11 protein-coding genes and 1 pseudogene are annotated in these 14,314 nt (G+C 70.3%); 10 read left to right on the top strand and 2 right to left on the bottom strand.

The window, feature by feature from the left end; all coding sequences use genetic code 11:
- The first annotated feature begins 99 nt into the window (after positions 1-99).
- Genes argC through argG form a run of 8 tightly spaced genes read left to right on the top strand, consistent with a single transcriptional unit; the run spans position 100 to position 7,880 of the window.
- Complete coding sequence (gene argC / locus AMIS_RS30320; RefSeq protein WP_014446265.1) at positions 100-1,101, top strand: N-acetyl-gamma-glutamyl-phosphate reductase; 1,002 nt, start codon at positions 100-102, stop codon at positions 1,099-1,101.
- Complete coding sequence (gene argJ / locus AMIS_RS30315) at positions 1,098-2,270, top strand: bifunctional glutamate N-acetyltransferase/amino-acid acetyltransferase ArgJ (RefSeq protein WP_014446264.1); 1,173 nt, start codon at positions 1,098-1,100, stop codon at positions 2,268-2,270. The genes argC and argJ overlap by 4 nt, the downstream gene beginning before the upstream one ends.
- Positions 2,267-3,178, top strand: a complete 912-nt coding sequence (gene argB, locus AMIS_RS30310) for an acetylglutamate kinase (RefSeq protein ID WP_014446263.1) — start codon at positions 2,267-2,269, stop codon at positions 3,176-3,178. Before argJ ends, argB begins: the two co-directional genes overlap by 4 nt.
- Positions 3,175-4,329 carry an acetylornithine transaminase gene (locus tag AMIS_RS30305; protein ID WP_014446262.1) on the top strand — a complete coding sequence of 385 codons (1,155 nt, stop codon included), beginning with the start codon at positions 3,175-3,177 and terminating at the stop codon, positions 4,327-4,329. Before argB ends, AMIS_RS30305 begins: the two co-directional genes overlap by 4 nt.
- On the top strand, positions 4,326-5,258 hold the full coding sequence (gene argF, locus AMIS_RS30300) for an ornithine carbamoyltransferase (protein WP_014446261.1): 933 nt from the start codon (positions 4,326-4,328) through the stop codon (positions 5,256-5,258). Before AMIS_RS30305 ends, argF begins: the two co-directional genes overlap by 4 nt.
- On the top strand, positions 5,255-5,752 hold the full coding sequence (locus AMIS_RS30295) for an arginine repressor (RefSeq protein ID WP_014446260.1): 498 nt from the start codon (positions 5,255-5,257) through the stop codon (positions 5,750-5,752). The genes argF and AMIS_RS30295 overlap by 4 nt, the downstream gene beginning before the upstream one ends.
- The gene (locus AMIS_RS30290; protein WP_014446259.1) at positions 5,752-6,645 is read left to right on the top strand and encodes a hypothetical protein; all 894 of its coding nucleotides are present in this window, start codon (positions 5,752-5,754) and stop codon (positions 6,643-6,645) included. The genes AMIS_RS30295 and AMIS_RS30290 overlap by 1 nt, the downstream gene beginning before the upstream one ends.
- Positions 6,642-7,880 (top strand): argininosuccinate synthase, encoded by a 1,239-nt coding sequence (gene argG / locus AMIS_RS30285; protein WP_014446258.1) that lies wholly within the window; start codon positions 6,642-6,644, stop codon positions 7,878-7,880. The genes AMIS_RS30290 and argG overlap by 4 nt, the downstream gene beginning before the upstream one ends.
- Before the next feature lie 60 nt (positions 7,881-7,940).
- On the opposite strand, the gene dapE is transcribed toward argG, so the two are convergent.
- Positions 7,941-8,999: a succinyl-diaminopimelate desuccinylase gene (gene dapE, locus AMIS_RS30280; RefSeq protein WP_014446257.1), complete on the bottom strand. Its 1,059-nt coding sequence runs from the start codon at positions 8,997-8,999 to the stop codon at positions 7,941-7,943.
- Positions 9,000-9,085: 86 nt separating this feature from the next.
- Here dapE and argH point away from each other — a divergent pair, with 86 nt between their 5' ends.
- Positions 9,086-10,525 (top strand): argininosuccinate lyase, encoded by a 1,440-nt coding sequence (argH, locus tag AMIS_RS30275; protein ID WP_014446256.1) that lies wholly within the window; start codon positions 9,086-9,088, stop codon positions 10,523-10,525.
- 1,270 nt (positions 10,526-11,795) lie between these two features.
- Here the strand turns inward: argH and AMIS_RS30270 are convergent.
- Positions 11,796-12,846 (bottom strand): annotated as a pseudogene (locus AMIS_RS30270) (LacI family DNA-binding transcriptional regulator).
- Positions 12,847-13,052: 206 nt separating this feature from the next.
- Between AMIS_RS30270 and AMIS_RS30265 the strand changes: the two are divergent.
- Positions 13,053-14,309, top strand: coding sequence for a sugar ABC transporter substrate-binding protein (locus tag AMIS_RS30265; protein WP_014446253.1), 1,257 nt, complete (start codon positions 13,053-13,055; stop codon positions 14,307-14,309).
- The last annotated feature ends 5 nt before the right edge of the window (positions 14,310-14,314 follow it).

Below are 14,314 nucleotides of genomic sequence, written 5' to 3'. Positions count from 1 at the left end.
CCGCCCCTGGGTGTGACTATCCCCGCCGACATGTGGAACTCGTTTGCCGCGGGGTATCACGCTTGATACGGTTCTCTGCATAGTCATGCGGAGGTTGGTATGGGAATCCGGGTCGCGGTAGCGGGAGCAAGTGGTTACGCGGGGGGCGAGTTGCTGCGCCTGCTGGCCGGGCACCCCGAGTTCGACCTCGTCACGGCCACGGCGCACAGTCAGGCAGGGTCGGCGGTCAGTGCCGTACACCCGCAGTTGGCCGGGCTCGACCTGACGCTCGGGGCGACCGACGCGGAGACCTTGAGCGGCGCCGACCTGGTGTTCCTCGCTCTGCCGCACGGGCAGTCCGCGGCCGTGGCGGCGCAGCTGCCGACCGGGACGAAGGTGGTCGACCTGGGCGCCGACTTCCGGCTGGAGAGCGCCGAGCAGTGGACGCGCTACTACGGCGGCGGGCACGCCGGGACCTGGACCTACGGCCTGCCCGAGCTGCCCGGCGCGCGGGCCGCGATCGCCGCGTCCGACCGCGTGGCGAACACCGGCTGTTACGCCGCGACGATCACCCTGGCGCTCGCGCCGCTGATCGCCGCCGGCGTGGCCGACCCCGAGGACGTCGTGGTGGTCGCCAGCTCGGGCACCTCCGGCGCCGGCCGCAACGCCAAGGTCAACCTGCTGGCCAGCGAGATCATGGGTGACCTGTCGCCCTACAAGGTCGGCGCGCACCAGCACGTCGCCGAGATCAAGCAGGCCACCGGCGCGGGCTCGCTGTCGATGACCCCGATCCTCGCGCCGATGCCGCGCGGCATCCTGGCGACCGTGACGGCCCGCCGGCTCAACGGCGGCGACCCGCGCGAGGCGCTGCAGGCGGCGTACGCGACCGAGCCGTTCGTGCACGTGCTGCCCGAGGGGCAGTGGCCGCACACGGCCGCCACCGCCGGTTCCAACTCCTGCCACCTGCAGGCCACCGTCGACATCGACTCCGGGCGCATCATCGTGGTGAGCGCGCTTGACAACCTCGGCAAGGGCGCGGCCGGCCAGGCCGTGCAGGTCGCCAACATCATGTTCGGTCTGCCCGAGACCACGGGCTTGAGCGTCTTCGGAGTCGCGCCGTGACCGTCACCACCCCCAAGGGCTTCCGCGCGTCAGGCGTCGCCGCCGGGCTCAAGGCCAGCGGAAACCCGGACGTCGCCCTGGTCGTCAACGACGGGCCGGACTACACCGCGGCCGCCGTCTTCACCGGCAACCGGGTGAAGGCCGCGCCGGTGCTCTGGAGCCAGCAGGTGCTCAAGGGCGGGGTGATCCGCGCCGTCGTGCTCAACTCCGGCGGGGCCAACGCCTGCACCGGCACGCAGGGCTTCCGGGACACCCACAGCACGGCCGAGCACACCGCGGCGGTGCTGCGGAGCGGCCCGAAACCGATGATGGTCGGCCCCGGCGACGTGGCGGTCTGCTCGACCGGGCTGATCGGCGAGCTACTGCCGATGGACAAGCTGCTCCCCGGCGTGACGGCGGCCGCGAAGGCGCTCACCGCCGACGGCGGTTCCCGGGCCGCCGAGGCGATCATGACGACCGACACGGTCGCGAAGAACGCGGTCGCCCAGCGCGCCGGCTGGTCGGTCGGCGGGATCGCCAAGGGCGCCGGCATGCTCGCCCCGGCGCTCGCCACCATGCTCGTCGTGATCACCACTGACGCGTCGGCGGACAACGAGACGCTCGACGCGGCGCTGCGCGCTGCCACCCGGGTCACCTTCGACCGGATCGACGCCGACGGCTGCATGTCGACGAACGACACGGTGATCCTGCTGGCCAGCGGCGCGTCGAACGCGCAGCCCACGCTCGCGGAGCTGACCGCCGCGGTCACCGAGGTCTGCCACGACCTGGCCCAGCAGCTGATCGGCGACGCCGAGGGCGCCACCAAGCACATCGCGATCGAGGTGGCGGGCGCGGCCAGCGAGGCCGACGCGGTGCAGGTCGGCCGGGTGGTGGCGAACAACAACCTGGTCAAGACGGCGCTCTTCGGCAACGACCCGAACTGGGGGCGGATCCTCGCGGCGGTCGGCACCACGAGCGCGGCCTTCGAGCCGGACCGGGTCGACGTCGCGATCAACGGGGTCTGGGTCTGCAAGGGCGGCGCCGCGGCCGAGGACCGGTCCAAGGTCGACCTCTCCGGGCGGGACGTGCAGATCACGATCAACCTGCGGGAGGGCGAGATGAGCGCGACGATCTGGACCACCGACCTGTCTCACGCCTACGTGCACGAGAACTCGGCCTACAGCTCATGAAGGCGGTGGAGAAGGCCGAGATCCTGATCGAGGCCCTGCCCTGGCTGGAACGCTTCCACGGCAGCACGATCGTGATCAAGTACGGCGGCAACGCCATGATCGATCCGGCGCTTCAGGCGGCTTTCGCGGCGGACATCGTGTTTTTGCGGCTCGTCGGCATCAAGCCCGTCGTCGTGCACGGCGGCGGCCCGCAGATCAGCCGGATGCTGACGAAGCTCGGCATCGAGAGCGAGTTCCGCGGTGGCCTGCGGGTCACCACCCCGGAGGCCATGGACGTGGTCCGGATGGTCCTGGTCGGCCAGGTGGGCCGGGAGCTGGTCGGCCTGATCAACCAGCACGGGCCGTACGCGGTGGGCCTCTCCGGCGAGGACGCCGGCCTGTTCACCGCGGTCCGCCGGCAGGCCGTCATCGACGGCGAGCCGGTCGACATCGGCCAGGTCGGCGACGTCGACCAGGTCGACACGTCGGCGGTCGACGACCTCATCGCGGCGGGCCGGATCCCGGTGATCGCCACGGTCGCGCCGGACGCCGACGGCGTGCTGCACAACGTGAACGCCGACACCGCCGCCTCCGCGCTCGCCGTCGCGCTCGGCGCCCGCAAGCTGGTGGTCCTCACCGACGTGCCGGGCCTCTACACGAACTGGCCGGACACCAGCTCGCTGACCTCCGAGATCGACGCGGACGCGCTGGAGAAACTGCTCCCGTCGCTGGAGTCCGGGATGGCGCCCAAGATGGAGGCCTGCCTGCGTGCGGTCCGCGGTGGGGTGCCCGCCGCGCACGTGGTCGACGGCCGGGTGGCCCACTCGACGTTGCTCGAAGTGTTCACGGAAGAAGGATTCGGAACCATGGTGGTCCCCCAATCCTTCCAACCGCCCCACCCGCCGCCCTTGAACGGACTAAAGGCATGACTACTCTCTCCGAGCGCTGGCAGCAGTCCATGATGAACAACTACGGCGGCCCCACCCTAGGTCTCGTCAAGGGTGAGGGCGCCGTGCTCACCGCCGAGGACGGCCGGCAGTTCGTCGACTTCCTCGGTGGCATCGCGGTCAACGCCCTCGGCCACGCGCACCCGGCCGTGGTCGCCGCCGTGACCAGCCAGATCCAGCAGCTGGGGCACGTCTCCAACCTCTACATCGCCGAGCCGCCGGTCGCCCTCGCCGAGCTGCTGCTCGCGCTCGCCGGACGCCAGGGCCGGGTGCTGTTCTGCAACTCCGGCGCCGAGGCCAACGAGGCCGCCTTCAAGATCTCCCGGCTGACCGGGCGGACGCACATCGTCGCCACGCACGGCGCCTTCCACGGCCGGACCATGGGCGCGCTCGCCCTCACCGGCCAGCCCGCCAAACAGACTCCCTTCCTGCCGCTGCCGGGAGACGTCACCCACATCGAGTACGGGGACACGGCCGCCCTCGAAGCGGCGGTGACCGACCGGACCGCCATGGTGATCATCGAACCGATCCAGGGTGAGAACGGCGTGGTCATGCCGCCACCCGGTTACCTGGCGGCGGCCCGTGCGATCTGCGACAGGCACGGCGCCCTGCTCGCGCTCGACGAGGTGCAGACCGGTATCGGCCGGACCGGGCACTGGTTCCACCACCAGGGTGAGGGCGTCGAGCCGGACATCGTGACCCTGGCCAAGGGCCTCGGCGGCGGCCTGCCCCTCGGCGCCTGCCTGGCCTTCGGGCCGACCGCCGACCTGCTGCAGCCGGGCATGCACGGCACCACGTTCGGCGGCAACCCGGTCTCCTGCGCGGCCGGCCTCGCGGTGATCCGCACGATCGCCAACGAGGGCCTGCTCGACCACGTGAAGCGGGTCGGCGAGCAGCTGCGGCGCGGCATCGAGGGCCTCGGCCACCCGCTCGTCTCGCACGTGCGCGGCGCCGGCCTGCTGCTCGGCATCGTGCTCACCCAGCCGGTCGCCAAGGACGTCGCGGCGAAGCTGCTCGACGCCGGTTTCCTGGTGAACCCCGCGCAGCCGGACGTCATCCGGCTCGCCCCGCCCCTGATCATCTCCTCCGATCAGGCGGACGCCCTGATCGCTGCCCTGGACGGTATCCGGTGACCACCCGCCACTTCCTCCGCGACGACGACCTCACCCCGCAGGAACAGGACGACGTCCTGAACCTGGCCGCCGAGATGAAGGCGAACCGGTTCGGGCACACGCCGCTCGCCGGCCCCCGCTCGGTCGCGGTCTTCTTCGACAAGGCCAGCCTGCGCACCCGGCTCTCGTTCGAGGCCGGCATCGCCGAGCTGGGCGGCCAGCCGATCATCGTGGACACGCAGAACACCCACTTCGGCCGCGGCGAGACGCTCGCCGACGCCGGCAAGGTCGTCTCCCGGTACGTGGCGGCGATGGTCTTCCGCACCCACGGCGACGAGCGGCTCGCCGAGCTGGCGTCCGGCGTCAAGGTCCCGGTGATCAACGCGCTGAGCGACGGTTACCACCCGTGCCAGCTCCTCGCCGACCTGCTGACGATCCGCGAGCGGTTCGGCGGCACCTCCGGCCGGACCCTGGCGTACGTGGGCGACGCCGCTAACAACATGGCGCACTCCTACCTGATCGCCGGCGCGATGGCCGGCATGAACGTGCGGGTGGCCGGCCCGTCCGGCTTCGACCCGGATCCGGCCGTGGTGGCCCGGGCCGCCGAGATCGCGGCCTGGACCGGCGGCTCGGTCGAGGTGCTGCGCGACCCGCGGGAGGCGGTCGACGGCGCGCACGTGGTCGCCACCGACACCTGGACCTCGATGGGTCAGGAGGAGGACGGCAAGGACCGGCTCACCCCGTTCTGGCCGTACCAGGTGAACAAGGAGCTGCTGGCGGCCGCGAGCCCGGACGCGATAGTGCTGCACTGCCTGCCCGCCCACCGCGGCGAGGAGATCACCGACGAGGTGTTCGACGGACCGCAGAGCGTGGTCTTCGACCAGGCCGAGAACCGGCTGCACGCACAGAAGGCCCTGCTCACCTGGCTGCTTGCGGTCAACGAGCGATGAGTCTTCCGGTGACCAGGGCGGGGCGGCACGCGCGGATCGTCGAGCTGATCCGCAGCCGTACCGTGCGCTCGCAGACCGAACTCGCGGACCTGCTCGCCCACGAGGGCGTGCAGGTCACCCAGGCCACGCTCTCGCGGGACCTGGAGGAGCTCAACGCGGTCAAGGTCAGCGGCGCGTACCTGATCCCGGAGGACGGCAAACGCCCGCTGCGGGAGACGTCGCAGGGACCGGCCCGGCTGATCCGGCTGCTCCGCGAGCTGCTCACCGGCGTCGACTCCAGCGGCAACATCGCCGTGCTGCGGACCCCGCCCGGCGCCGCCCAGTTCCTGGCCAGCGCGCTGGACCGGTCCGGGCTGGCGGACGTGGTGGGCACCATCGCCGGGGACGACACGATCCTGGTGGTGGCCCGGGACGCCGGACCCGGCTCGGGCGCGGCGCTGGCCGAGAAGCTCGGCAACTGGAGCAGGCCGGATTCTCTGGAAGGGAACTCCTGATGACGTTCACGCCCGCCGTGGAGGCGCGCTTCCCGGACTTCGCCGACCACACCGACACGCTGGTGGGGCACGGCGTGGAGTTCTTCCTCGCCTCCAACGAGACGCTCCGGCCGCAACTCAACGAGCTTCCGTACGGGCACAAGCTCACCTGGCTGGACTTCACCGACACCGCGGAGAAGGACTGGTCGATCCGGGACTTCCTGAACTACTTCAACGTGATCAACGGGATCGCGTTCGGCGACCGGGGCATCCCGATGCCGCAGTGGGTGATGGTCGACCTGATCCTGATGCCGGCCGCCGCGCTCATCGCCGGCCTGCCGCAGGACGAGTTCGCCGCGATGGTCGAGCGGTCCACGTTCCGCTTCGACACCGACGTGAAGCAGCTGCTGCGCACGGTGCAGGCGGAGATGCGGGAGAGCGGGTACCGCGGTCCGGTCCCGGTCGGCGGGTACTGCGCCGCGCCGAGCGCCGAACCCGGCCGCTGGGTCGGCTGGTCGCTCTGGTCGCTGATGCCGGCCGTCGGTCTCGGCAAGGCCGCCAAGGCGCTCGCGCTCTCGGCGTACCGTGCCCAGAAGCTCGACGGCGTGACCCAGTACGACAACAGCGCGCTCAAGGTGCACACCGAGTTCGGCGCGCTGAAGATCCTGGTCGCGACCGTCCCGTTCCACACCTCGCCGGGCTCGTTCGTCTACCAGAGCGACCTCACCCTCCCGCCCGGTGGAGAGTTGCCCGAGCCCAGCTTCCTGCTCGACCCCTTCGACTACGGTCGCCAGCAGGCGATGCAGAAGGATATCGAGGCGGGACGCTCCGAGTTCTATGTCCTGCCTCCCGGTCACGTCCGCCGGGACGGTAAGACATATGTGCCGATTCTTGAGAAGGAACTGCCCCGATGACCAAGCGCAAGATCGTTCTCGCCTTCTCCGGCGGGCTGGACACCTCGTACCTCCTCGTGGACTTCCGCGAGAAGGGCTGGGACGTGGTGACCGCGAACATCGACACCGGCGGCCTGCACAGCGGTGAGGCGGAGGTCGTCAGCGCCCGCGCCGAGGAGCTGGGCGCGATCGAGCACCACGTCGTCGACGCCCGCGCCGAGCTCTACTCCCGCGTCGTCACCTACGCGATCAAGGCGAACTACCTGCGCAACGGCGCCTACCCGTCGTGCGTCGGCGCGGAGCGGCTGATCCAGGCGGAGAAGGTCGTCCAGGTCGCCCTCGAGGTCGGCGCGGACGCGGTGGCGCACGGTTCGACAGGTGCCGGCGCCGACCACGTCCGCTACGACGCGGTCATCCGGGCACTGGCCCCGCATCTGGAGATCGTCACTCCGGTACGCGACGAGCGGCTCGTCCGTGAGGAGGAGGCCGAGTTCCTGCGCAGCCGGGGCTACGCGGTCAGCGAGAAGGTCAAGAAGTACTCGATCAACGAGGGACTGATCGGTACCTCGATCGGTGGCGAGGAGACCTACGGCTCCTGGGAGTACCTGCCCGAGGACGCCTGGACCTACACGAAGTCGATCGACGCGGCCCCGGCCGAGGGCGTCGAGCTGCTGCTGACCTTCGAGAAGGGCGAGGTCGTCGACGCGTCCTACGCCGGTGGTGACCCGCTCGTCGAGAAGGACTCCCCGAACTACGCGATCCTCTCCGCGCTCAACGTCCTCGGCGGCGAGCACGGCGTCGGCCGCGGCATCCACATGGGCTCCACCATGGTCGGCAACCTGGCCCGCGTCGGTTTCGAGGCGCCCGGCATGCTGATCCTCATCGCCGCGCACCGCGAGCTGGAGAAGCTGGTGCTCTCCAACCGGCAGCAGGCCACCAAGGCGACGCTCGGCAACACCTACGGCGACCTGCTGCACGAGGCCGTCTACTTCGACCCGATCATGGACGACTTCCGGGCGTTCCTGGACTCCAGCCAGACCCGGGTGACCGGCCAGGTGCGGGTGCGGCTGCACAAGGGCAACATCGTGCTGCTGGGCAGCAAGAGCCCGTACAGCCTGCTGGACGCCGCGACCCGCTCCGGCGTGGTCTACGGCCACGGCTCCTCGCTTTGGACCGGCGAGCAGGCCCGGGCGTTCGCCCACATGTACGCGGTGCCCGGCGCGATCGCCCGGGCCGCGGCGACCCCCGCCGACTGAACCCGCGTGCGGAGTTCGGGCGCGCCGCGCACCCGAACTCCGCACGCTGGGGCCTGGGGGTCAGCTGAGCCAGGAGGTCAGGGTCTGGAGGGCCTTGCGGATCTCGTCGGCGGGGACGTGCTCGTTGTCGGTGTGCGCCAGCAGCGGGTCGCCGGGACCGAAGTTGATCGCCGGGATGCCCAGGGCCGCGAAGCGGGAGACGTCGGTCCAGCCCAGCTTGGCCTGCGGCTCGCGGCCGACCAGGTCGACGAACTCCTTCGCGGCCGGCTGGTCCAGGCCTGGCCGGGCGCCCGGCGCGCGGTCGGTGACCTCCAGGTCGAAACCGGCGAAGACCTCGCGCAGGTGGGCCTCGGCGGCGTCGGTGTCCCGGTCCGGGGCGAAGCGGTGGTTCACGAAGACCGTGCACAGGTCCGGGATCACGTTGCCGGCGATGCCGCCCTCGATCCGTACGGCGTTGAGGCCCTCCCGGTACTGCAGGCCGTCGACGACCGGCCGGCGCGGCTCGTAGGCACGCAGCACGTCGAGCACCGCCCCGGCGCTGTGGATCGCGTTGCTGCCCCGCCACGAGCGGGCGGCGTGCGCGGCCACGCCGGGGACGGTGATCTTCACCCGCATGGTGCCCTGGCAGCCGCCCTCGACGGTGCCGTCGGACGGCTCGCCGAGCACCGCGAAGTCACCGGCCAGCCAGTCCGGGTGGTTGCGCACCAGGCGGCCGAGGCCGTTGAGTGACGCTGCGACCTCCTCGTGGTCGTAGAAGACGTAGGTGACGTCGTGACGGGGATTGTCGAGCAACGCTGCGAGCTGCAGGAACACGGCGACACCGGCCTTCATGTCGACCGTGCCCCGGCCGTACACCATCTGGTTTTGCATGGTGGTCGGCAGGTTGCCGGCGATCGGGACCGTGTCGAGGTGGCCGGCGAGGACCACCCGGGTGTCGCGGCCCGCGCTGGTGCGAGCGACCACGGCGTCGGCGTCACGGAGGACTTCGAGATGCGGGTATGCGCGCAGGGCCGCCTCCACGGCGTCGGCGAGAGCCTTCTCGTCGCCGCTCACGCTCGGGATGTCGCAGATGGTCCGGGTCAGATCGACGATGTCGCCGGTGAGATCGAGGCTGGTCATGTCGCAAAGTTATCATGCTGATAGTATTTTTATGCACGACGACCTCACGGTAGGGTCGTTTCGTTGGACCAGGTCACGATCGAGGAGTGGGTGTGCCGGAAACTGAAGAGCCGACGCGGCTGTGGGGCGCTCGATTCGCGGGCGGCCCGGCGGAGGCGTTGGCCCGGCTGAGCGTGAGCGTGCAGTTCGACTGGCGGCTCGCGCCCTACGATCTGCTCGCCTCCCGCGCGCACGCCCGCGTCCTGGCAAACGCGGGACTGCTCGACGCGGACGAGCTCGGCAAGATGCTGGCCGCGCTGGACGACCTGGAGTCCGCCTGCGCCGCCGGGGAGTTCCGCCCCACCGTCGAGGACGAGGACGTGCACACCGCCCTGGAGCGCGGCCTGCTGGAGCGGCTCGGCTCGCTCGGCGGCAAACTGCGCGCCGGCCGGTCCCGCAACGACCAGGTCGCCACCGACCTGCGGCTCTACCTGCGCGACCACGCCCGCGGGGTGGCGGTCGCGGTGGTCGAGCTGGCCGACGCGCTCACCGAGCAGGCCGCCCGCAACATCGACACCCCGGCGCCCGGCATGACCCACGTGCAGCACGCGCAGCCGGTCAGCTTCGGCCACTGGCTGCTCGCGCACGTCCAGCCGCTGCTGCGCGACCTGGAACGCCTGCGCGACTGGGACGCCCGGACCGCGATCAGCCCGCTCGGCAGCGGCGCGCTCGCCGGCTCGTCACTCCCGCTCGACCCGGCCGCAGTCGCCAAGGAGCTGGGCTTCAGCGCCCCCGCGCCGAACTCGATGGACGCCGTCTCCGACCGTGACTTCGTCGCCGAGTTCCTCTTCACCACCGCGCTGCTCGGCGTGCACCTCTCCCGCCTCGGCGAGGAGGTCGTCCTCTGGACGTCCACCGAGTTCGGCTGGGTCGAGCTCGACGACGCGTTCGCGACCGGGTCGTCGATCATGCCGCAGAAGAAGAACGCGGACATCGCCGAGCTGGCCCGCGGCAAGAGCGGCCGGCTCGTCGGCGGCCTGGTCGCCGTGCTGACCATGCTCAAGGGCCTGCCGCTCACCTACGACCGGGACATGCAGGAGGACAAGGAGCCGGCCTTCGACGCCGTCGACACCCTCGAGCTGCTGCTGCCTGCCCTCGCCGGGATGATTTCCACCATGACGGTACGGGTGGACCGCCTCGCCGCCGCCGCCCCCGTCGGTTTCTCGCTCGCCACCGAGGTGGCCGACTGGCTGGTCCGCAAGGGCGTGCCGTTCCGCGACGCGCACGAGGTGACCGGCAAGCTGGTGGCGCTCTGCTCGGCGCGGGAGTGCGAGCTGGAGGACCTGACCGACGACGACCTGAAGACGGTCAGCGAGCACCTGGACCCGTCGGTGCGCGAGGTGCTGTCGGTGTCGTCGGCGCTCGCGGCCCGGACCACGCCGGGTTCCACCGGCCCGGGTCCGGTGCGGGAGCAGCTCGCGACCGTGCAGCACAAGCTGGACAACTGGCGGCAGTGGGCGGTGGAGCAGGTCGTGCCCCGGCACTGACCCCGGCGCCCCGAAACGCCGAGCGGCTTCACGTCGCTCGGCGTTTTTCGTCAGCTGTTCCGCTTCGTGTGCTGCGCCGCTTCGTGTGCTGCGCCGCTTCGTACGCTGTCCCGGTTCGTGTGCTGCGCCGCTTCGTCAGCTGCGCCGCTTTCGTCCGCTGTTCGGCCAGGACCGGTCCCGCCGAGCCGCTCGCGACTCGAAGTCAACACATTCGAGGTCAGACCCGCGCCCCAAATCAACTCGCCACCGCGACCCTGAGCGCCAGCCGGTCCGGCTGGTTGTCAGTGCTGTTGCGCTGAGCGCCGGCTGGTCCGGCTGGTTGTCAGTGTTGTTGCGCTGAGCGCCGGCTGGTCCGGCTGGTTGTCAGTGCTGTTGCGCTGAGCGCCGGCTGGTCCGGCTGGTTGTCAGTGTTGTTGCGCTGAGCGCCGGCTGGTCCGGCTGGTTGTCAGTGTTGTTGCGCTGAGCGCCGGCTGGTGCGTGGTGCTGTTGGAGCGTCCGGCGGCAGCACTGGGAGCCAGCTCGCGGTGGCCGGCTGGCTTTCAGCGCTGTCTCGGGGCCGGTCGGACGACACTGAGCGCCAGCCGGCCCGCGACGTTCCACGATCCACATCCGGCTGACTGGCCGACTGGCCGACTGGCCGACTGGGGCGATCATGTGAAAGTTCCAAGATTCACGGCCGGCCGGCCGGCCGGGACGATCTGCTGACGCATGACCCGGGACGTCAAGTGCGATCCGCTGTCATGGGACTGAAGACGTGCGGAACGAACACGAAGTCAACACGCTCCGGGTGGGCCGACCCTGTGTGTGGAAGGGGGGTGCGGAACGAACCCGAAGTCAACAGGCGCTGGGCGGGGCCACCCTCTGTGTGGACGTGCGGAGCTCACGTCGGCGCGGTCCGGGCGGAAGCGCTGTGTTTGCGGTATGTGAAATTGGCTAGCTGCCAACACCGGAGCCACCTGCCCGATAAATCAACATTTGGGCGGCACTGGATACCCATTGTGATATCTATCACTTGGCATTGCCGCAGACACATTGACCTCAGAACGGCACGCAGCGCGACTTATCTGTCACCTTCTGTGCCACCAGGTCCGGCCCCCTCGCACACTCTTGCGCACGCGCTTGCGTCCCTCGCCCGGCACCGCCGCCACGACCCGCTGCAAGAGCCTGCAAAACCCCGCAATCCCCACCCGGAAGAGGCGGAGAACACGCTCTCTTGCGCATCACAGCGCGAACAACCCGCCCCGCGTGCAAGAACTTGCAGCAATAGCCGTCAGGCGGCGGGAGCGCCGGCCGGCAGCTTGCGCGTCACCGGCGCGACCGCGGTAGAGCTGCGAACCACCAGCTCAGGGCGGAACAGGTACTCCGAACGCGGCGCCCCGTGCCCGTTGATGTCGTCCACCAGCGAGCGCACGGCAGCGACCGCCATCGCCGTCACCGGCTGACGGAGCGTGGTCAGCGGCGGATCGGTGAAAGCCATCAGCGGGGAATCGTCGAAACCGATCACCGAGACGTCACCGGGAACGTCGAGGCCGCGCCGCCGGGGCCGCCCGGATCGCCCCGAGCGCCATCAGGTCGGAGCCGCAGACGATGCCCGTCACGCCCTTCGCGAGCAGGCGATCCGCCGCGACCTCGCCGCCCTCCACGCCGAAGAGCGTGAGCTCGACCGAGTTGTCCACTTCGGAGGAGGACGCTCCGAGGAGCCGCTGCAGCGCCGCCCGGTAGCCGGCCAGCTTGCGCTGCACCGCCGTGAACCGGTGCGGGCCGGAGATCATGCCGATCCGGCGGTGGCCGAGCGCGACCAGGTGGCTGACCGCCAGGTCGCCGGCCTCCTGTTCGTCGCAGGAGACGAACGGCGCGTCGATGCCGCCGGTGTGCCCGTTGACCAGCACGATCGGCAGCGGCCGGGCGAGCAGCCGCAGGTAGCGCTCGTGGTCGGACGTGGTGTCGGCGTGCAGGCCGGAGACGAAGATGATGCCGGAGACCTGGCGGTCCAGGAGCATCTCCACGTACTCGTCCTCGGTGACGCCGCCGGGTGACTGGGTGCAGAGCACCGGCGTGTACCCCTGCTGGGCCAGCGTCGACTCGATGACCTGGGCGAACGCCGGGAAGATCGGGTTGTCCAACTCGGGCACGACGAGACCGACCAGGCCGGCGCTGCGCTTGCGCAACCGCTCGGGGCGCTCGTAGCCGAGCACGTCGAGAGCGGTCAGCACCGCTTGCCGGGTCTCAGCGGATACGCCGGGTCGGTCGTTGATGACGCGCGAAACCGTCGCCTCGCTGACCTGGGCTTGCCTGGCGATGTCCGCCATCCGTGCACGCATGTTGTCACTGTAGTGCCGACCCGTTACCGGCAATCGCCGTGCAAGCCCTTCCATTGACTGCAAGTGCTTGCTAACGTCCCGGCAACAAGGACGACACCTTATCGATCTTTCCCCGGAACAGATCTTTCGCCGGAAGAGCAGGGCCGCAGTGTGCCCTAAGCCCGGACTCCTTCTTGCACGAAACCCCGAATGACAGGAGCTCATCGATGCGCATCCGAACTGCGGGTGTGATCGCGGTTTGCGCGGTCGCGCTGGTCGGCACCGCCGCGTGTGGCAGCAACGACAGCAAGGACAAGGCAAGCGACACCCCGTCGGCGGCCGCCGCCTCCGGTGAACTGGTGATCTGGGCCGACGACAAGCGGTCCGAGGCGCTCAAGCCGTTCGCCGAGAAGTTCGGCGCCGAGAACGGCGTGACGGTCAAGGTCCAGGCCATCTCGAAGGACCAGCAGACCACCTTCCTGACCGCCTCCCAGCAGGGCAGTGGCCCGGACGTGATGGTCGGCGCGCACGACTGGATCGGCAACCTGGTGCAGAACGGCGCCATCGACCCGGTGCAGCTCAGCGACGAGCAGAAGAACGGCATCGCGGCGAACGCGATCAAGGCGATCACCTTCAACGGCCAGACCTACGGCGTCCCGTACGCCACCGAGAACCTCGGGCTGATCCGCAACACCGAGCTGGCCCCCGAGGCGCCGGCCACGGTGGAGGCCCTGGTCGCGAGCGGCAAGAAGCTCAAGGCCGAGAAGAAGGTCTCCGAGATCCTCTGCCTGCAGGTCGGCCAGAACGGCGACGCGTACCACTCGTACCCGTTCTACAGCTCGGCCGGCGGCTACCTGTTCGGCACGAACGCGGCGGGCGACTACGACGCCAAGGACCTGGGCGTCGGCAAGCCGGAGTCGGTCGAGGCGTTCAAGAAGCTCGGCGCGCTCGGCGAGAAGGGCGACGGCGCGCTCAAGCGGTCGATCACCCCGGAGAACTCGATCGCCACGTTCACCGGCAAGAAGTGCGCCTACCTGGTCTCCGGGCCGTGGGCGGTCACCGACGTGAAGAAGGCCAACCTCAAGTACGACATCAGCCCGGTCCCCGGCTTCGAAGGCGGCAAGGAGGCCACCCCGTTCCTCGGTGTGCAGACCTTCTACGTCGCCGCGAAGGGCAAGAACAAGGCCCTCGCGCAGGAGTTCGTCACCAACTACGTGACCACTCCGGAGCTGGCCGTCGCGCTCTACAACGCCGAGCCCCGGCCGCCGGCGCTGACCGCCGCGTTCGACCAGGTCAAGGGCGCTGACGCGGACCTGCAGAAGTGGGCCGACGCCGGTAAGAACGCGGTGCCGCTGCCCGCGATCCCGGAGATGGCCGCGATCTGGGACCCGTTCGGCAAGGCCGAGGCCGCCGTCATCGGTGGCGCGGACGCGGAGAAGACCGTCACCGCCGCCGGCAAGACGATCTCCGGCTCGATCAAGTAGCGACA

Origin of the sequence: Actinoplanes missouriensis 431 (assembly GCF_000284295.1) — a bacterium.
Lineage (GTDB): Bacteria > Actinomycetota > Actinomycetes > Mycobacteriales > Micromonosporaceae > Actinoplanes > Actinoplanes missouriensis.
This window is presented reverse-complemented; position numbering and strand designations above follow the sequence as displayed.

What these genes read in the sequence shown, in the direction of transcription:
- argG (WP_014446258.1), top strand. Translation starts at nt 6,642, where the DNA reads ATGACCAAGCGCAAGATCGTTCTCGCCTTCTCCGGCGGGCTGGACACC.
- dapE (WP_014446257.1), bottom strand. Translation starts at nt 8,999, where the DNA reads ATGACCAGCCTCGATCTCACCGGCGACATCGTCGATCTGACCCGGACC.
- AMIS_RS30265 (WP_014446253.1), top strand. Translation starts at nt 13,053, where the DNA reads ATGCGCATCCGAACTGCGGGTGTGATCGCGGTTTGCGCGGTCGCGCTG.
- AMIS_RS30305 (WP_014446262.1), top strand. Translation starts at nt 3,175, where the DNA reads ATGACTACTCTCTCCGAGCGCTGGCAGCAGTCCATGATGAACAACTAC.
- AMIS_RS30295 (WP_014446260.1), top strand. Translation starts at nt 5,255, where the DNA reads ATGAGTCTTCCGGTGACCAGGGCGGGGCGGCACGCGCGGATCGTCGAG.
- argC (WP_014446265.1), top strand. Translation starts at nt 100, where the DNA reads ATGGGAATCCGGGTCGCGGTAGCGGGAGCAAGTGGTTACGCGGGGGGC.
- argB (WP_014446263.1), top strand. Translation starts at nt 2,267, where the DNA reads ATGAAGGCGGTGGAGAAGGCCGAGATCCTGATCGAGGCCCTGCCCTGG.
- AMIS_RS30290 (WP_014446259.1), top strand. Translation starts at nt 5,752, where the DNA reads ATGACGTTCACGCCCGCCGTGGAGGCGCGCTTCCCGGACTTCGCCGAC.